Source organism: Lactobacillus sp. ESL0260 (genome assembly GCF_003692935.1).
Classification (GTDB): domain Bacteria; phylum Bacillota; class Bacilli; order Lactobacillales; family Lactobacillaceae; genus Lactobacillus; species Lactobacillus melliventris.
This window is the reverse complement of the sequence record NZ_REHO01000012.1, coordinates 1-17,938: the sequence shown is the minus strand read 5'-3', so window position 1 is coordinate 17,938 and position 17,938 is coordinate 1. Positions and strand designations below refer to the sequence as shown.

Here is a 17,938-nt window from a genome sequence, read left to right as displayed (position 1 = left end):
AATATCTTATAGTCGGCTTTAGGCCGACTATTTTTTTAGAAAAGGAAATGACAAAAATGGGGCAGCTTTTAGATGGCAAGCGCTTGGCTGATATTCGTGCTCGAAAATTGCAAAAGCAAGTTTGCGAATTAAAATCGCTGGGGGTGCAACCTCTATTTTGCGTAATTAATATTGGTGACGATCCCAGTAGTAAAATTTACCTCAAAACTAAAAAAAGAAGAGCAAATCAAATAGGCATAGAGCAAAAACTGTTTCAATTACCAAGTACGATAACGCAGCAAGAACTATTAAAATTAATTAAACGCTTGAATAATGAAAAAGCCGTCAATGGCATCATGATTCAATTACCTGTACCAAAGCAGATTAATTTAAATGAAGTTTTAGCAGCTATTAATCCTGAAAAAGATGTTGATTGCCTGACGCCTGCAAACATAGGACGTTTATGGCAGGGGGATCATTTTGTTGAACCTGCAACAGCTCATGGCATTTTGGCTTTACTAGACTATTATCACATTACTTTGAAAGGTAAAAATGCGGTAATTATAGGTAGAAGTAGTATTGTAGGCAAACCGTTAGCTGCATTAATGCTTGAAAGGGATGCAACAGTTTCAATTTTACATTTAAAAACAAAGAATTTGGCAGAATATACCAAAAGAGCTGATATTCTGGTGACAGCAACTGGACAAGCCAATTTAGTCACTGCTGAAATGGTCAAAAAAGATGCAGTTATCATAGATGTGGGTATCAGTCGTGTTAAAGGAAAAACTGTCGGTGATGTCGATTTTGCTCAGGTTGCACCGCTAACCAGCTTTATTACCCCGGTGCCAGGGGGAGTTGGGCCTCTTACAGTTGAATCTCTTATGGAACAGGTTGTCCAGTTAACAAGGAGAAATTATGGAAAGTGATAAATATCTCACAGTTTCAGACCTAAATTACTATATAACGCAAAAGTTTAAAAACGATCCTTACTTACATAAAGTATTTCTTCAGGGTGAATTGTCTAATTTCCGTTATCGCCGTAACTCTCACCAGTATTTTTCACTAAAAGATGAAAAATCTAAAATTAATGTAGTAATGTTTCGTTCATATTTTGCTAAAGTAAAGTTTAAGCCTGAAGAAGGAATGAAAGTCTATGTAACTGGTTACGTTAGTGTTTATGGTCCACAAGGTTCTTACCAGTTTTACGCAGAATCGATGGAACCGGCGGGATTAGGAGCCTTATATGAACAACTGAAACAGTTGCAAAGAAAACTAGCAAATGAAGGATTATTCGACCAAAAATATAAAAAGCCCTTACCTCGTTTTCCTGATTATATTGCCGTTGTAACCAGTGCTTCTGGCGCCGTGATCCATGATATTTTAGTGACGGTTAACAGGAGGTTTCCACATGCAGAAGTTGATTTGTTCCCCGCTCAAGTCCAAGGAGATTCTGCTGCAGATTCATTAATATCTGCTATGAAGCAAATAGCTCAGTTTAAAGACAAATATGATGTCATGATAATTGGTCGTGGCGGTGGTTCACTTGAAGATTTATGGCCTTTTAATGAAGAAGGGGTAGTACGACAAGTGTTTGCCATGAAAATGCCGGTTATTTCTTCAGTAGGTCATGAAACGGACACCACATTATGTGATTTAGTTGCGGATGTGCGCGCTGCCACTCCCACGGCAGCTGCTGAATACGCTACTCCTAATTTGGCAGATGAATTAATTAATATTCGTCAAATGCAGAATAGTCTTGTTTCTAGTATGCAAAATACAATCAGAATTCGGCGTGATACTTTAAATCGTATTAATAATTCTGTTATCATGCGAGAACCTACACGACTGTATGATGAACAGGCACAAACATTAGACCTTTTGCGAGATAATTTACATAATAATATGGTGCGTCAATTAGAACGCAGAAGACAAAGTTACCAGTTGGAAAAGCAAAGACTGCTTGCAGTCAGTCCTGGTAAAAAAATTGCAGCGTTATTGCAACAAACAGATTTTTATTATCAGAGATTAGTTGCTAATACCAAGCAATGTTTACAAGTAAAACGCAATGCCCTAAGTCAGACAGCGCAGCAGCTTAATGATTACAGTCCTCTCAAAACTTTGGACAGAGGCTATGCTTTTGTGACTGATAAACAAAATAAAACTGTTAGTTCTATTGCTCAAGTTAAAATAAAAGATGAAGTCAGACTGCATTTCAAAGACGGACAAGCGACAGCAATAATTGGTTCAACTAGGAGAGAAAAAAATGGCCACTAAGAAAAATAATTTTGAAGCAGAATTAAAAGAATTGCAGACAATTGTTAATAATTTGGAAAACGGTGATATCCCACTAGAAGATGCTCTTGAGCAGTTTCAAACAGGTGTCAAATTAAGCCGCAATTTGAATAAAAAATTAACTGAAGCTGAAGAAACAGTAGCAAAATTAATTGAGAGTGATGGTACTGAACGCAAGCTTGACCCCAATGATGCTGCTGCACCTGAAAAATAAAGAAGAGTAAAAATGACATTTAATGAATTCAAAGCAACATGGACTCCAGTAATAGATAACTTTTTAAGAGAACATCTTGAAAGTGAAGTTACAGATAAAAAAATAAGTCAAATCATGTCATATTCAGTTATGGCTGGTGGTAAAAGGCTGCGTCCCTTACTATTTTTAGCAACTTTGGCTGCACTGAAAGCCAAAATTAGTGACAACGAAATAAGAATCGCGTGTGGAATTGAATTAATTCACACATATTCATTAATTCATGATGACTTACCCGCGATGGATAATGATGATTTTCGTAGAGGAAAATTAACAAGTCATAAAAAATGGGGTGAAGCTGAAGCAATTCTTGCTGGGGATGCACTATTACCGATGGGAATTCAGTGGATCGCTCAAGGAAGCAACTCGGCAAATTTAGTGAATATTATTACTAAAGCAGTGGGTCCCAATGGTATGGTTGGCGGTCAGTATTTAGATATCGACTCTACAAATAATGAAAGTGTCGCTCATAATTCTGAATTTATAAATAAGATGGAATGGTTAAAAACGGGCTGTTTACTCAGAGCATGTGTTGAAATGGGAGCAGATTATGGACATGCAAATATATCCCAAAGAAAACAACTTCTGCAATTTGCCCATGCTTTTGGTCGTTCATATCAAATTTATGATGATCTAGTTGATGTGGTCGAAACTAGTGAGGAAGCAGGTAAGAAAACGCATAAAGATTCCGAAAATGGTAAGAATAATACACTAACTTTACTTGGAATTGCTCAAAGCCGTGAAGAGTTATCTGCTCTAATTAATGAAGCTCAGCAATCTTTAAAAAATATTGACTCACATGTTTTAGTGGGATTTCTTGATTTATATAAAAAGGTATTGTAATGGTAAAAAAGAGAGCGGATATTTTATTAGTTCAGCAAGGATTATTTCATTCGCGAACTCAGGCTCAGCGAGCTATCATGGCCGGATTAGTTTCTGATCATAATCACCAGAGAATTGATAAGAGCGGTACCAATTTTCCGGTTGATGAAATATTTTATATCAAAAAAAATGATAAGAAGTATGTCTCTCGCGGAGGTTTTAAGCTTGCCAAAGCCTTAAAATCTTTTCAGATTGATTTAACAGATAAAATCTGCCTTGATATTGGTGCTTCTACTGGCGGTTTTACAGATGTGGCTTTACAGAATAAGGCTAAACTCGTTTACGCACTGGATGTTGGCTATAATCAACTTGCATGGCAGCTGCGAGATGATCCTCGTGTAATTGTGATGGAAAAACAAAATTTTCGTTATAGTCAGCTAAGTGATTTCACTCACGGACAGCCCGAATTTGCGATGACAGATGTTTCTTTTATTTCGCTTGATTTAATTATGCCGCCGATGTTTCAGATCTTAAAAGATGGCTGTGATGCAGTTTGTTTAATAAAACCGCAGTTTGAAGCAGGTCCACAGCATGTCGGCAAACATGGAATAGTCCACGACCACGCTGTTCATTGCGCTGTCATTAAGCATACAATTGAAAAAGCCAGAGCAATTGGATTTAATGTTCTTAATATTGACTATTCACCTATAAAAGGTGGCAAAGGTAATATTGAATTTTTAATACATTTACAAAAAGAAGAAAAAGATGGCGGAAAATTGTTATGGTCTGGGACCCCGGAAGAAGTGGTTGCTCAGGCTGTTGCCGATCTTTAGGAGAAAGAAATGTTAGTTGAACTGGATATTAAAAATTTTGCCATTATAAAAGCATTGAAGGTTCGCTTTCAAGAAAATATGACTGTCTTAATTGGTGAAACTGGTGCTGGGAAATCTATTATTATCGATGCAGTTTCTTTATTAATGGGCAGTCGTGGTCAAAAAGAAATGATTCGCAGTGGTGAGAAAAAGGCTGTTGTTACAGGCTTATTTGAAGTTGACCATGTGACTAAAAAAATTACTGAAATTTGTGAAAAATATGGTATTCCCAATACAGACAACCAATTGATTATCAGCAGGGAATTAGCTGTTAAAGGACGCAATATTGTTCGAATAAACGGTCAATTAACCACAATTAATGTTTTACGAGAGCTGGGTAATTATCTGGTTGATATTCATGGCCAAAATGACCAGCAGATTTTAATGGATCAGGATAGACAAATCGATTTAGTGGATAATTACGCGTCAAATGATTTTAAACAAGAACTCTCACTTTACCAATCAAATTTTAAAAAGTGGCAAAAATTAACAGCGCAAATTAGTCATTTGCATAAAAATGCACAGGAAATGGCACAAAAACAAGATATTTTGTCCTTTCAAAATGACGAACTGTCTAAGGCTGACTTGAAAGATCCTCATGAAGATGATCAACTTGAAGAAGAATATAATGAATTAAATAATTATCAAAAAATCGTTGATACTGCTAATTATTTAATGCAATTATATGATGACGAGGATCACGGTATTGAAACTTTAATAGGTAACGCTCAAAGTGCCGCAAATGAACTCACAGAGTATGGTGCAAAATTTAAAGATATTGCCAAGACAATTGATGATGGGGTTTTTGCTTTAAGTGATGCACGCAGTGAATTATCAAATGTTCTTGACGAAATGGACTTTGATGAGGAAAGATTTCAATATGTTTCCAGCAGGTTAGATTTGCTTAATTCACTCAAGAAAAAATATGGTCCTTCGTTAGAAGATGTTTTTGCTTTTTATGACAAAATCCAGTCTGAATTGGGTCAATATGAAGCTGGCGGACTTGATGAGGAAAAACTGCAAAAGCAGCTCAAAAATCTTGAACAAGAGCTTCAGGCTGAAGCAAAAAGTCTGCATGACATGAGAAAAAAAGTGGCTGCGAGTTTGGAAAGCAAAATCAAGCAGGAATTAGCAGATTTATATATGGCTAAGGCCCGCTTTAGTATAGATTTTGCAACGACCAAAACTTTTACTAAGAATGGTACAGATAATATTGTCTTCTTGATTGCACCAAACCCGGGTGAAGAATTAATGCCTTTAGTTAAGATCGTATCTGGGGGTGAACAATCCCGTTTGATTTTGGCTTTGAAGGCAATTTTTAGTAAAGTTGAACCAGTGGGAACAATGATTTTTGATGAAATTGATACTGGCGTCTCCGGCCGCGTTTCCGCGGCAATTGGTCAAAAATTGCATTCAATTGGTGAAAATAAGCAAGTTATTGCCATTACCCATTCACCGCAAGTTGCTGCTGCAGGTGATCAAAAATATTTAGTTGCCAAAAAAGTCAAAGATGGAGCCACCTATACACAAATTGGGCCTTTAACTCAGGAAGAAACAATAACTGCAATCGCAGAAATGATGGCTGGTAGTGACGTGACGCAAGCAGCTAAACAAAATGCTAAGGATTTGATGAGGAGCTTTAAAAGAAAAAAGAAATAATAATAGTGAGAGGGAAAAGAATGGAAGTTGTTGAAAAAGTTACTTTAAATAACGAGGAGACTAAACAGGCTGCTGGTTTAAATAAAAGAATAAATAAAGCTGATCATACCTACTCTAATATTTATTTAAGCAACAAGTACAACTATTTTGGTGATATGCCAACATTTGTCTTAGCTTATGAAGGACAAAAGTTAATCGGTTTAACAATGCTTTATGCTGATGATGGTCCTGCTGAAGAAGTCGAAGTTAACTTAGTAGTTGATCCTGAATTTCGCAGACACCACGTTGCTAGCAAAATGTGGAAGCATGCCAAACGAATTATGCTGCAATTTGGTTACCATAAGTGGGAATTTCCAACAGAAAAAGCTTTTTTGGCAAAGAATCCGGAATTTTTAACCAATTGCAAGTTGACTGCAGTGAAAGAAGATTCTGATTATTATATGCGGACTGAACAACCTTTGCCACTTGATAAAGCAGATAGATTAAACCAAATTTTAGAAGTCAAAATTTTAGCCGAAAACTATGTAGATCAAGTTGCTAAGGCTCACAGCAATGCTTTTGGAGAAGCAATTGCCACATCTATTAAATATGTTAAAAATGCATTGGCAGATAAGGATACTACAAGCTTTATTTTATTAAAAGGTAATGAAGTTGCCGGCTATTGTGCTGTTGATCATGGCGATAACGAAGATTACTTTTTTGGCTTGTTTATTGATAAGCCATTTCGCGGACAAGGTTTTGGGACATTTTTTATCAAAAAGATGATTGCAATTTTGCAAAAGGAAGGCAGCAGAGTTTTTGCTTTAAATGCTGATGTTGAAAATAAAGCGGCAATTCACATTTATGAAAAAGCTGGTTTTATAATACTAAGTGAAACACTGTATTTAAAAAGCCAAGAATCACATTGATTCCTGGCAATAAAGTATTTTAGTAAAATTGTTTATTCAAGATCAATTCTGAAAATATTATCAAGATCAATAATCTTAATAATTTTTTTATTTACTGAACGTAAAACAAAGCGACCTGCAGAAATACGGTTGATAATTTGTCCGATTTCACTTGTTCCATCCTGATAACTGATTAGTACATATGAGCGGCCAAGTAGAGCTCTATTAAGCTCAGCTAAAATTTCATAATTATATTGGCTGTAAATACTTAATTTTTCATCGTCATAATCAAAAAAATAGTGACAAAGTTTTTTTAGTGAATTTTTCATCAAATCATCCCTTGTATTTAACCGAACATTTGTTTGACAACTTATATTATAAGAACATCTGTTCTAAAAAACAAGTATTAAATTTAAATTTTTTTGTTGGTTAAAAATACCGTGACTTGAAAATATTATCATTTTAGTGCAAACTAGATACAATAGCTTTTCATAAGGGAGTTTGGCATGACAGAAAAAGGTTTGTTACTTGTCCTTTCGGGCCCTTCGGGAGTAGGTAAGGGTACCGTTAAAAGTGCAATTGTGAAGAATAAGGTTTTTCCATTTGAATATTCCGTGTCCATGACCACCAGACAGCCACGACCAGGAGAGATCAATGGTAAAGATTATTTTTTTGTTACTGAGGAACGATTTAAGCAGGCAATCAGTCAAAATGAACTTTTGGAGTATAATCAATATGTGAACCATTTTTATGGCACTCCTAAGGCACCAGTTGCAAAAATGCTTGATGAAGGTAAAGATGTTCTGCTGGAAATTGACGTTAATGGTGCCCAAAAAGTTAGACAACAAATGCCTGATGGGGTGTTTATTTTCCTCACGCCACCTGATTTGCATACATTACATACCAGGTTGGAAAATCGTGGTACTGAATCAGAAGATGTGATTATGGGTCGGATAAAGCAGGCCCGTCAAGAAATTCTGGTGATGCAGGATTATGATTATGCTGTTGTCAATGATACAGTTGCCAATGCAGTTGATCATATCAAGGCGATTGTTGAAGCTGAACATGTTAGTGTAAAACGTGTCATTGATACTTATCGCAAAATGGTTAAGGAGGACTAAAATGAGAGTTACATATCCATCTATTGATAAATTGTTGGCACAGGTTGATTCAAGATATTCTTTATCAGTGCTTGCGGCCAAAAGAGCACATGAATTGGAAGACGGCGACCCTGAAGCTTTAAAAAGCTACAAATCACAAAAGCCAGTTGGTAAAGCTTTAGAAGAAATAGAAGCTGGTAAAGTTACCGTTGATCCCAGTCATCGCGAGGTTAATCAGTAATTAATAAAATTTATGACCTCCATCCTAAAAGAGATGGAGGTCATTTTTTGAAGGTGATAAAATGATCGCACAAGTCATCGTTGATGTTGCGGCTAAACAAACGGATCGAGTCTTTGAATATCATGTGCCAAAGGAACTTGGTAAAGTTGAAATAGGCTCAAGAGTCTTTGTACCATTCGGTCCACGCAAATTACAAGGTTTTGTGGTAGGACTAAATACAACAAGTCAATATCAAGGTAAATTAAAAGATTTACTTTTAGTGGTTGATGAAATGCCGCCGCTAACTTTGGAATTAGTAAAACTGTCAAAGGATTTAGCTGATAATATTTATTCTTATCGCATATCAATTTTAAAAACGATGCTTCCAAGAATTATGCGTGCCAACTACCGTAAAATTTTGGTTCCTAATTCTGCAAAAGCGCAAAAAATGGGTCTTTTCCAGGGCGACCCATTGGATTTAAATAAAATAACCGACAACAAGCAAATTGCCACAATACGTCAATTATTGCGTTCAAATGATGCCAAAGTGGAATACCTTGTTGAAAATAAAGCCCGGGTTAAAACTGAAAACGAATATTCTCTATGCAAAACTAAGAACGAATATGGCAGTATCTACGAGTCATTAAGGGGAAATGCTGTCAAACAAAAACAGCTCATTATGTATTTAATTGAAAATTTTAATAATTTTCCTTTAATGCAAAGTCAAATAGAAAATAATACCCATCTCAATACAGTTTCACTAACCAATGCTGTCAAAAAGGGCTGGCTTAATAAGAAGCAGATTGAAAAATATCGTGATCCATTGTCAGACTATAGCCGCAAAAAAAATTTGTCTAAAAAAATCAAGCTAAACAATGATCAAAAAGAAGCTCTTGACCGTATAGTACCAGCAGTTAAGTTAAAAGAGTCACGAATCTTCTTGTTGGAAGGTGTGACTGGCAGCGGTAAAACTGAAGTCTATTTAAACGCTATCAGCGCTACGCTAAAAGAGGGCAGAAATGCTTTAATGATGGTTCCGGAAATATCTTTAACTCCACAAATGGTTGCCCAAGTTAAGAGCAGATTTGGCCAACAAGTTGCCGTTTTACATAGTGGCTTGTCTGAAGGCGAAGTGTATGATGAGTGGCGCCGCATTCTACGTAATGAAGTTCGTGTAGTTGTTGGTGCCAGAAGTGCAGTTTTTGCGCCCTTAGAAAATATTGGCTTGATAGTGATTGATGAAGAGCATGAATCATCGTATAAGCAAGAGGACAATCCGCGCTATCACGCTCGAAATGTTGCAATTTGGCGCAGTAAGTACCACTCTTGTCCCCTGATATTAGGCAGCGCAACCCCGTCTCTTGGAAGTAGAGCACGCGCGCAAAAGGGTGTTTATCAATTATTGAGGTTACCACATCGTGCTAATAAACAAAGTTTACCCCAAGTTGACATTGTGGATTTAAAAAAGGCAAACTATACTGGTGGGCAGTTCGATCTTTCTACTGAGTTGGTGAAAGCAATAAAGCAAAGAATAGCTAAAAATGAGCAGGTAATTTTAATGTTAAATCGGCGGGGCTTTGCTAACTTCATGCTTTGTCGTGAATGTGGCTATGTCATGAAGTGTCCTAATTGCGATCTGTCATTGACTATGCATAAAGATACAAATAAAATGCAGTGCCATTATTGTGGTTATGCGACGGCAATTCCTGAAAAATGTCCAAATTGTCAAAGTAAAAAAATACGGTTTTTGGGAACTGGTACTCAAAAAGTAATGACAGAACTAAATCAATTATTACCAGGTACTCGTGTCTTACGGATGGATGTAGATACCACAAGAAGAAAGGGTGCATTTAAAAAGATTTTAGATGCATTTGGCAATCATGAAGCTGATATATTGCTGGGCACGCAAATGATTGCTAAGGGACTGGATTTTCCTAATGTAACACTGGTAGGGGTTGTTAATGCTGACACGGGTCTTTGGCTGCCAGATTATAATGCCTCTGAGCGCACTTTTGAATTACTGACTCAAGTGGCAGGCCGAGCTGGTCGAGCTCAAAAAAAGGGCGAGGTAATTATTCAAACATTTAATCCGGGTCATTATGCGGTTAAACTAGCTGAGACTCAGGATTATGAACGTTTTTATCAATACGAAATGCGTGTTAGACATGCTGGTAATTACCCGCCATATTTTTATACTGTTTTGGTCTCAATAGCTGCTAAAAAAGAACAAAATGCTGCCAGAGAGGCTTTTAAGATAAAAAAATGGTTACAACCCAAATTACACCAGTCAACAATAGTTTTGGGCCCTACACCTAGTGCAATTTCTCGTCTAAAAAACAAATATTATTATCAAATACTGGTAAAATATAAAAAAGAAGATAATCTTAACCAGTTGTTACATCAAATCCAAGATTCGGCCCAAAAAATGAAAAAGTATGGCTTAACTGTCTATATTGACAATGAGCCTGAACGCATAATGTAAAGGGGAATGTTTAATGACATCAATAATTTTTTTAGGAACTCCTAAATTTGCCGTGCCCATTTTAAAGGCTCTTGCAAATGAAAAATATGAAATCAAGGCAGTAGTTACTCAACCTGACAAAAAAGTTGGTCGCAAGCAGGAAGTTACTGAGTCTCCAGTTAAGGTTTTAGCACAAAAATTAAATTTACCAGTTTTTCAACCTGCTCATTTAGCAAAATCAGAAGAAGTAGCTGCATTAATAGCTATGCACGCAGATTTGATTATTACAGCTGCTTACGGTCAGTTTTTACCTAGTAAATTTTTGCAATCAGCTAAAATAGCTGCAGTTAATGTTCACGGTTCAATGTTGCCAAAGTATCGTGGTGGGGCACCTATACAATATGCTCTGATCAATGGAGATAAGCAAACTGGAGTAACAATTATGGAAATGGTTAAGCAAATGGATGCCGGTGCCATTTATGCTCAAAAAGCAATTGACATTCAAAAAGATGATACAGCAGGAACTGTTTTTGAGAAATTGTCTTTTTTGGGACGTGACTTGTTGCTTCAGACTTTGCCTCAAATTATTGCAGATCCTCAGAAGAAAACGGCTCAAGATGAAACCAAAGTAGTATTTTCCCCAAACATCAGCAAAGAGCAGGAACAAATAAAAATAAGCATGACTGCGACGGAAGCCAACAACTTAATTCGCGGTCTTAATCCCGATCCCGGAGCTTATTTGCTGGTTGATAATAAAAGATTTAAAGTATGGCGAGCCGAAGTGACTCCAGAAACTACCTCTCTATCAGCTGGAACAGTGGTTGATAATAAAAAACGTTTTGCTATTAGCTTTGCCAATCATACAGTTTTAAATTTACTTGAGGTTCAGCCGGCAGGAAAGAAAAAAATGACTGTAAAAAGCTTTTTAAACGGACAAGGAAAAAGCTTTGCTATAGGTGATAAAATTGTCGGCTCCTAAAAGCGCCCGGTCAGTGGCCCTGTCTACTTTAATTCGTGTATTGTGTTCAGGGTCCTACTCAAATATTAGTTTTAATAATAGTTTGCGTGAAGCTAAGCTTACTCAAGCTGATCAGAATTTAGCAACCAGAATTGTCTACGGCACTATACAGGAAAAAATCTATTTGGAATATCAACTTCATGATTTACTGAAGACAGAACTTAAGGAAGATTACCTCTGGCCATTATTATTGATGTCTTCCTATCAAATCCTGTTTATGAACAGCATTCCCAATAGGGCAGTCTTAAATGAGGCTAATAAATTAGCAAAAGAATACGGTAAGAGGCATTCTGCTGGATTTAAAATTGTCAACGGTATCTTACGTTCTTTGTTAAGAAGAGGCTCGATTTTGCCAAATGAAAAAGACAAGACGCTTTATCTTAGTGTTAAGGAAAGCACACCTAAATGGTTAGTTCAGTACTTGATTAGTCATTGGGGTGAAGATAGAACCGCTGCCATATTAGCTAGCATTAATAAACCATCTAAAAATACAGTGAGAGTTTCAAAATTGGCTGATTATAATTCGGTCAAAGAAGAGCTATCAAATTTAGGATTTCTTCCTGCTGATTCTGAAATTGCTTCAGATGAACTGGTCTTAGCACATGGAGGAATCTTTAAAACTGCTTTATTTAAACAAGGCAGATTGACAATTCAAGATGAAGCTGCTAGTTTGGCGGTAAGTGCTTTTTCTTTTAACGGTAATGAAGAAGTTCTTGATGCCTGTAGTGCACCAGGAGGTAAAACTGTTCAGATCGCTGAAAAGTTGAAGAAGGGTCATGTTACCGCACTTGATATACATGAAAATAAGCTGCGCTTGGTTAAAGAGAATGCCAGCAGAATGCATGTGGAATCAAAAATAATTGTCAAGCCACTTGATGCCAGAAAAGCAGATCAAGAATTTAAAAAAGAGCAATTCAATAAAATTTTAGTGGATGCACCTTGTTCTGGTTTAGGTCTTATTAGGCGGAAACCGGAAATCAGGTATACTAAAACATTAAATGACTTAACTAAATTGCAACAAATTCAATTAAATATTTTAGATCATGTAAGTTCCTTAATCAGTCAAGGTGGAGAATTAGTGTATTCGACATGCACTATTTCCCAGGAAGAGGACGAAGACGTAGTTAAAGCTTTTTTAAAAAGGCATGATGAATATAAATTACAGCCTTTTACAGCGGGTAAGCTAAAAGCCCCAAAGGGGATACTTAAAATCTTACCGGATAGTTATGGTAGCGATGGCTTTTTTATTGCTAAGTTTAAATTGCGAGGTTAGGATTTTGATTAAAACAGCATTTGCTTCTAGTATTGGACGAATACGCAAGAGCAACCAGGATTCTGTACAGGTTTTTAAAAATAAAAAAAATGCTTTGTTGGCTATTGTTTGTGACGGCATGGGCGGACATCAAGGTGGAGATGTGGCTTCGACTATGGCTGTAAGTCATTTGGGTCACAATTTTGGTGTCACCGACTTTTACGATTCAAACAGTGCACGTAAATGGCTGAACGTTCAACTAAGTAATGAGAATGAAACAATTTTAAGAACTGCTGACCGTTTTCCAGATTTAAATGGCATGGGGACAACAATAGTATTGGCTGTGGTTTTTAACGATGAAGCTTTAATCGCCCATTTAGGAGATTCAAGAGCCTATGGCTATTCAGATGGCCAATTCGTTCAGCTTGTAGAAGATCATTCTCTGGTCAATGAATTGGTTAAACTGGGGCAAATTACTAAGCAGCAAGCTAGAAATCATCCTCAAAAAAATATCATTACTCAATCACTTGGAGTTTCCAGCACAATTGATCCGGAATATAAGCAGATTGCTTTAAATGATAATGATATTATTTTGCTTTGCACTGATGGGTTGACTAATTCATTAAGTGATCCCCAAATTCAACAGATACTTGCAACCAAGGATTTGTCTTTAAAAAGTCGTTGCCAAAAGCTGATTGACGAAGCTAATCGCTTGGGTGGTGAGGACAATATCACTGCTTGTTTAATTCTAAATGAGGGTGGTGACAAGCAATGATCAATAAGGGCTATTTGTTAGGAGACCGGTATCGTATAATTGATACTTTAGGTGAAGGCGGCATGGCAAATGTTTACCTGGCTGAAGATATCATACTGCAGCGAAAAGTCGCCGTTAAAATTTTGCGGCTCGATTTACAAAAAGAACCTCAGACCTTGGCCCGTTTTCAAAGAGAAGCACTTGCTACCAGTGAATTAAGTCATCCTAACATAGTGATGGTTCTGGATGTTGGCACTGACCATGGTTTGCCGTACATGGTTATGGAATATGTGGATGGTCCTGATTTAAAAGAGTATATTAGAGCAAATTCACCTTTGAATTTAGGTAATATTATTAAAATCATGGACCAAATACTGAGTGCAATGTCTTTGGCTCATAAGCATAATGTTATTCACCGGGATCTAAAACCGCAAAATATTTTAATGGACAAGCATGGCAATATCAAAATTGCCGATTTTGGTATTGCCGTGGCCTTAAACCAAAATTCTGTCACCCAAACCAATTCTGCAATTGGATCTGTCCATTATATGTCTCCGGAGCAAACTAGAGGTGGACTGGTTACCAAACAATCCGATATTTATTCTTTAGGAATAATTTTATATGAATTGATTACAGGAAATGTGCCTTTTAATGGCGATTCCGCGGTTTCAATTGCTTTAAAACATGCTCAAGAGCCAATTCCTTCAATCAGAAAACAAGATCCTAATATTCCGCAACCACTGGAGAATGTAGTTTTAAGAGCAACAGCTAAAGATCCGCGTGACCGGTATAATTCTGCTAAGGAAATGAAAGATGACCTTGATACCAGTTTGGAACCAGGGCGGGCTAATGAATCAGTTTTTAAACCCACTCATGGCAACAATGATGATGAAACCATTATTTTGCCGAATTTCAAACCTAATCGAGTAGTCGAAAAGACTGATGCGGAAAATAGAACTCAAGAAAAGACTGCTGACTATCAAAAGAATCGTTCCAGCTTTACGCAAGCTTTGCGTAAATATAAATGGTGGTGGCTTTTTGTAGGCATGGCCGCAGTCTTAATAATTGGCTTAATGTTTTTTGTGCTCGATAATAACAAAAATAGTGATATACGAATTCCCGATGTGACAAATCTGAGTGAGAAAAAAGCAAGAAATAAACTTGAAAATGTTGGCTTAAAGGTTGGCAAAATAAAGCATAGAAATTCCGATAGCATTGATCGCGGCAAAGTAATTGAAACTTCACCTGTTGCTGGCTCAGAAATAAAACGAGGTCGCTATATAGACCTGTATATTTCTGATGGAGCAGGTATGGTTCAAGTACCTGATGTCACTGGTGATGAATATGGCATTGCTGTTCAAAAACTTGAAAAATTAGGTTTTGAAGTAATTCGTGAAAATCAATTTTCATCCAGTGTTCCACCTGATCATGTCATTTCTCAGAGTGTTGCTGCCGATGTTGAAGTAAAGCCGGAACAAACAACAATTACGTTAGTAATATCTAAAGGAAAAAATCCGCGCTCAAAGCATCATATGATTAGATTACCTGATTTAAAAGATTATTCTTTAAAGCAGGCACAAGAATTTGCGCATAAACACGGCTTGACACTGCAAGTTAGCTCTGCCTATTCCAGCAAAGTGAAGAAGGGAATGATTATTTCCATGAGTCCAGCAGCAGGTACACAGGTTCCTCGTGGAAGTACAATTTCTGTTAATGTTTCAGAAGGAGCAAAAAAGGAGCGCAATTCAACAGCAATTAAAAACTTTACGGTTAGCTACGAAGATAATGATGAAGATGATTCTGATAATAAGCGCGGTAATCATGTTCAAATATATATTGCAGATGATAATCATTCAATTGATAACATTTACCGGGATTTATATATCAAAAAAGATATGAATTTTTCAATTCCATTCGAACTAAAGGATGGCCCGGGTCAACTAAAAGTAGTACGTGATGGTCAAATAATTTTGAATGAGAAGGTCAAAAATGATTAAAAAGGATCAAGGAATTGTTATTGGTTCAATTGCAGGCTTTTATGATGTTCAGACTGCTAATGATATTGTAAGAACTCGTGCCAGGGGGGTTTTTCGTAAAAATAAATTGAAACCAACTGTTGGTGATCACGTTAACATTCAAATTGATGACCAAGGCACAAATTATTTAGTGGATGTTTTACCTCGTAAAAATCTGATTGGTCGACCTGCTTTAGCTAACGTAAATCATGTTTTATTAGTAATGTCAGCAGTTCAACCCGATTTTTCTCTGCAGTTATTGGACCGCTTTTTAACTTTCTTTTCATGGCAAGGTGTGGCTGTAAGTATTTACCTATCAAAGAGCGACTTACCAAGTAGGTCAAAGCTAAACAAGATTCACGAGGACTTGCTTTACTATAACGCTATAGGATATCAAATTTATTATAGCAAAGAAGAGGTCGCCAATAACCTGATTCACGAGATTGCTAATAAAAACATCTGGACTCTTGCTGGACAATCAGGAGCAGGTAAATCCACTCTAATTAATTCACTTCAAAGTGACGTTAAGCAAGAAACAGGCGCCATTTCTAATTCCTTAAATCGAGGCAAGCATACTACCAGAACAGTTAACCTTTTTCCTTTAGGAAAAGGTTATCTTGCAGATACTCCAGGCTTTTCAGCAATTGACCTTACGCCAATTAAAGTAAAAGAGTTATGTGATTATTTTATTGAATTTAAAAAAGCCAGTAGCAATTGTAAGTTTAGGGGTTGTCAGCATTTAAACGAACCCGGTTGTGAGGTAAAAAGATTAGTTGAAGCGAAAGAAATTAAAAAAAGCCGCTATGATGATTATTTGTTAATACGCAAAGAAATAGAAAATGGTAGGCTGCCCGAGTATTTAAAATAAGGAGAAAAATAGTGATTGCACCGTCAATTTTAAATATTAATAATCTAAATTTGGAAAAAGATATTCAAACGGCGATTGATTGCGGCATCAGCCGCTTTCATATCGATATTATGGATGGACATTTTGTGCCAAATTTGTCGTTTGGTCCGCAGCTCGTATCTGATTTTAAAAAGACTTTTCCTACAAGTGAAGTTGAAGTTCACTTAATGAGTAATAACCCTGATGTTTTGGTACCTGCTTTTGTCAAAGCGGGTGCACAAATAGTGTTACTTCACTATGAGGCAATGAATGAGGATAAACTCAATTACTGGCTGGATTATTTAAAAGAAAACAATGTTAAAGCGGGTTTAGTTCTTAATCCAGATACTGCAGTTTCTGTTTTACAGCAATTTCTTAAGAAAGTTGATCAAATTTTACTAATGACCGTTTATCCCGGTTTTGGTGGTCAAAAATTTATTCATGAATCTTCTTCAAGGATTAAACAGGCCGTTAGTTTAAGCGCTGGAACAGTACCAATTGAAGTTGATGGGGGAATTAACAAACAAACTGCTAAAATTGCTAAGGCTGCAGGAGCAAAGATCTTCGTTGCTGGCTCTTATTTATTTTGTCAGAATAGTATTAAGAAGCAAATTACGGAGTTAGAAGGCATACTGCAATGAAATCCTATGCACTGCTAGGCGCGCCTAAACAGTTATGGCCTGACGATCTCAAAGAGCAATTTCTAAAAGCTAATAGAACCGGTGATTTAGTAATAGGTGTTGATCGCGGAGCTCTTCTTTTACAAGAAATGGGCATTAAGGTAGATCTAGCCGAGGGTGATTTTGATTCACTAAAGAGAAATGAATTGGCAGAAATCGAAAAAAATGTCGCTGATATTAGATATTCGAATCCAGAAAAAGATTGGACTGATGCTGAGCTGGCTATTCGCTGCGCCTTTTTAGATTACCGTGCTTCTCATTTAACTCTTTTTGGTGCCACGGGTGGACGCTTAGATCACTTTTTGTCTAATTTATTTATGGTTCTTAAGCCTGAGTTTAACCATTTTGCAGAAAAAATAACGCTCATTGATCAGCAAAATTCAATTAGATTTTATAATGCTGGGAAACACTTAGTTAAAAGACAGCTAGGTTATAAATATTTTGGAGTAGTAACTTTAACCGGGGTCTTAAGTTTAAATATAAATGGAGCTAAATATAATTTGGCCAATTTTAGGAGTGCAAATCCCGTCTCGTTTAGCTCGAATGAATTTTTACCAGAAAAAGATACATTTGAACTTTCATGTGCAAAAGGAGTAGTAGCGGTTATTCAGTCCAAAGATATTAATCGTTTTCAAAATATTTAAGCAACAAAAAAAGCAGAAGATTTCTTCTGCTTTTTTATTTCCCAAAATCTGTTTAAAAGTTTATGTTTAAATAGAGATATTCTTATTGCTCTTTCAATTAATTTTCAAGTCAAAAAAAGACAAGTTATAGTCTGTAGTTTTACTTGA

The 17,938-nt window shown here is 36.5% G+C and carries 18 protein-coding genes; 17 read left to right on the top strand and 1 reads right to left on the bottom strand.

Annotated features, from left to right (window positions below):
• Positions 1-56 precede the first annotated feature (56 nt).
• The 7 genes from F5ESL0260_RS05705 to F5ESL0260_RS05675 are packed head-to-tail and all read left to right on the top strand — an operon-like array spanning position 57 to position 6,782.
• Complete coding sequence (locus F5ESL0260_RS05705; RefSeq protein WP_122026211.1) at positions 57-905, top strand: tetrahydrofolate dehydrogenase/cyclohydrolase catalytic domain-containing protein; 849 nt, start codon at positions 57-59, stop codon at positions 903-905.
• Complete coding sequence (xseA, locus tag F5ESL0260_RS05700; RefSeq protein ID WP_122026210.1) at positions 895-2,253, top strand: exodeoxyribonuclease VII large subunit; 1,359 nt, start codon at positions 895-897, stop codon at positions 2,251-2,253. The genes F5ESL0260_RS05705 and xseA overlap by 11 nt, the downstream gene beginning before the upstream one ends.
• Positions 2,243-2,485, top strand: coding sequence for an exodeoxyribonuclease VII small subunit (locus F5ESL0260_RS05695; protein WP_046325068.1), 243 nt, complete (start codon positions 2,243-2,245; stop codon positions 2,483-2,485). The genes xseA and F5ESL0260_RS05695 overlap by 11 nt, the downstream gene beginning before the upstream one ends.
• Before the next feature lie 12 nt (positions 2,486-2,497).
• Positions 2,498-3,364 carry a polyprenyl synthetase family protein gene (locus F5ESL0260_RS05690; RefSeq protein WP_122026209.1) on the top strand — a complete coding sequence of 289 codons (867 nt, stop codon included), beginning with the start codon at positions 2,498-2,500 and terminating at the stop codon, positions 3,362-3,364.
• Positions 3,364-4,176 (top strand): TlyA family RNA methyltransferase, encoded by an 813-nt coding sequence (locus F5ESL0260_RS05685; RefSeq protein ID WP_122026208.1) that lies wholly within the window; start codon positions 3,364-3,366, stop codon positions 4,174-4,176. The genes F5ESL0260_RS05690 and F5ESL0260_RS05685 overlap by 1 nt, the downstream gene beginning before the upstream one ends.
• A gap of 9 nt (positions 4,177-4,185) precedes the next feature.
• Positions 4,186-5,874 carry a DNA repair protein RecN gene (gene recN / locus F5ESL0260_RS05680; protein ID WP_122026207.1) on the top strand — a complete coding sequence of 563 codons (1,689 nt, stop codon included), beginning with the start codon at positions 4,186-4,188 and terminating at the stop codon, positions 5,872-5,874.
• 20 nt (positions 5,875-5,894) lie between these two features.
• The gene (locus F5ESL0260_RS05675; protein WP_122026206.1) at positions 5,895-6,782 is read left to right on the top strand and encodes a GNAT family N-acetyltransferase; all 888 of its coding nucleotides are present in this window, start codon (positions 5,895-5,897) and stop codon (positions 6,780-6,782) included.
• A gap of 32 nt (positions 6,783-6,814) precedes the next feature.
• Here F5ESL0260_RS05675 and F5ESL0260_RS05670 read toward each other — a convergent pair whose 3' ends face one another.
• Positions 6,815-7,090 (bottom strand): hypothetical protein, encoded by a 276-nt coding sequence (locus F5ESL0260_RS05670; RefSeq protein WP_122026205.1) that lies wholly within the window; start codon positions 7,088-7,090, stop codon positions 6,815-6,817.
• A gap of 177 nt (positions 7,091-7,267) precedes the next feature.
• On the opposite strand from F5ESL0260_RS05670, the gene gmk reads away from it, so the two are divergent.
• From gmk to F5ESL0260_RS05620, 10 genes are all read left to right on the top strand, one after another.
• The gene (gene gmk, locus F5ESL0260_RS05665; protein WP_122026204.1) at positions 7,268-7,882 is read left to right on the top strand and encodes a guanylate kinase; all 615 of its coding nucleotides are present in this window, start codon (positions 7,268-7,270) and stop codon (positions 7,880-7,882) included.
• A 1-nt stretch (position 7,883) separates the two neighbouring features.
• Complete coding sequence (gene rpoZ / locus F5ESL0260_RS05660) at positions 7,884-8,102, top strand: DNA-directed RNA polymerase subunit omega (protein WP_110446232.1); 219 nt, start codon at positions 7,884-7,886, stop codon at positions 8,100-8,102.
• Positions 8,103-8,163: 61 nt separating this feature from the next.
• Positions 8,164-10,563, top strand: a complete 2,400-nt coding sequence (gene priA, locus F5ESL0260_RS05655) for a primosomal protein N' (RefSeq protein WP_122026203.1) — start codon at positions 8,164-8,166, stop codon at positions 10,561-10,563.
• 13 nt (positions 10,564-10,576) lie between these two features.
• A complete protein-coding gene (gene fmt / locus F5ESL0260_RS05650; protein WP_122026202.1) occupies positions 10,577-11,521 on the top strand; it encodes a methionyl-tRNA formyltransferase in 945 nt (314 codons plus the stop codon).
• The gene (rsmB, locus tag F5ESL0260_RS05645) at positions 11,508-12,833 is read left to right on the top strand and encodes a 16S rRNA (cytosine(967)-C(5))-methyltransferase RsmB (protein ID WP_122026201.1); all 1,326 of its coding nucleotides are present in this window, start codon (positions 11,508-11,510) and stop codon (positions 12,831-12,833) included. Before fmt ends, rsmB begins: the two co-directional genes overlap by 14 nt.
• A 4-nt stretch (positions 12,834-12,837) precedes the next feature.
• Positions 12,838-13,587 (top strand): Stp1/IreP family PP2C-type Ser/Thr phosphatase, encoded by a 750-nt coding sequence (locus F5ESL0260_RS05640; protein ID WP_110446716.1) that lies wholly within the window; start codon positions 12,838-12,840, stop codon positions 13,585-13,587.
• Positions 13,584-15,563, top strand: a complete 1,980-nt coding sequence (gene pknB, locus F5ESL0260_RS05635) for a Stk1 family PASTA domain-containing Ser/Thr kinase (protein WP_122026200.1) — start codon at positions 13,584-13,586, stop codon at positions 15,561-15,563. The genes F5ESL0260_RS05640 and pknB overlap by 4 nt, the downstream gene beginning before the upstream one ends.
• Positions 15,559-16,449, top strand: coding sequence for a ribosome small subunit-dependent GTPase A (gene rsgA, locus F5ESL0260_RS05630; RefSeq protein WP_370448588.1), 891 nt, complete (start codon positions 15,559-15,561; stop codon positions 16,447-16,449). The genes pknB and rsgA overlap by 5 nt, the downstream gene beginning before the upstream one ends.
• A gap of 8 nt (positions 16,450-16,457) precedes the next feature.
• Positions 16,458-17,108 (top strand): ribulose-phosphate 3-epimerase, encoded by a 651-nt coding sequence (rpe, locus tag F5ESL0260_RS05625; protein ID WP_122026198.1) that lies wholly within the window; start codon positions 16,458-16,460, stop codon positions 17,106-17,108.
• Positions 17,105-17,791 (top strand): thiamine diphosphokinase, encoded by a 687-nt coding sequence (locus tag F5ESL0260_RS05620; RefSeq protein ID WP_122026197.1) that lies wholly within the window; start codon positions 17,105-17,107, stop codon positions 17,789-17,791. Before rpe ends, F5ESL0260_RS05620 begins: the two co-directional genes overlap by 4 nt.
• Positions 17,792-17,938: the final 147 nt, after the last annotated feature.

Excerpts from the sequence above, each read along its gene's own strand:
- F5ESL0260_RS05705 (WP_122026211.1), top strand. The coding sequence starts at position 57 with ATGGGGCAGCTTTTAGATGGCAAGCGCTTGGCTGATATTCGTGCTCGA.
- xseA (WP_122026210.1), top strand. The coding sequence starts at position 895 with ATGGAAAGTGATAAATATCTCACAGTTTCAGACCTAAATTACTATATA.
- F5ESL0260_RS05695 (WP_046325068.1), top strand. The coding sequence starts at position 2,243 with ATGGCCACTAAGAAAAATAATTTTGAAGCAGAATTAAAAGAATTGCAG.
- F5ESL0260_RS05690 (WP_122026209.1), top strand. The coding sequence starts at position 2,498 with ATGACATTTAATGAATTCAAAGCAACATGGACTCCAGTAATAGATAAC.
- F5ESL0260_RS05685 (WP_122026208.1), top strand. The coding sequence starts at position 3,364 with ATGGTAAAAAAGAGAGCGGATATTTTATTAGTTCAGCAAGGATTATTT.
- recN (WP_122026207.1), top strand. The coding sequence starts at position 4,186 with ATGTTAGTTGAACTGGATATTAAAAATTTTGCCATTATAAAAGCATTG.
- F5ESL0260_RS05675 (WP_122026206.1), top strand. The coding sequence starts at position 5,895 with ATGGAAGTTGTTGAAAAAGTTACTTTAAATAACGAGGAGACTAAACAG.
- F5ESL0260_RS05670 (WP_122026205.1), bottom strand. The coding sequence starts at position 7,090 with ATGAAAAATTCACTAAAAAAACTTTGTCACTATTTTTTTGATTATGAC.
- gmk (WP_122026204.1), top strand. The coding sequence starts at position 7,268 with ATGACAGAAAAAGGTTTGTTACTTGTCCTTTCGGGCCCTTCGGGAGTA.
- rpoZ (WP_110446232.1), top strand. The coding sequence starts at position 7,884 with ATGAGAGTTACATATCCATCTATTGATAAATTGTTGGCACAGGTTGAT.
- priA (WP_122026203.1), top strand. The coding sequence starts at position 8,164 with ATGATCGCACAAGTCATCGTTGATGTTGCGGCTAAACAAACGGATCGA.
- fmt (WP_122026202.1), top strand. The coding sequence starts at position 10,577 with ATGACATCAATAATTTTTTTAGGAACTCCTAAATTTGCCGTGCCCATT.
- pknB (WP_122026200.1), top strand. The coding sequence starts at position 13,584 with ATGATCAATAAGGGCTATTTGTTAGGAGACCGGTATCGTATAATTGAT.
- F5ESL0260_RS05620 (WP_122026197.1), top strand. The coding sequence starts at position 17,105 with ATGAAATCCTATGCACTGCTAGGCGCGCCTAAACAGTTATGGCCTGAC.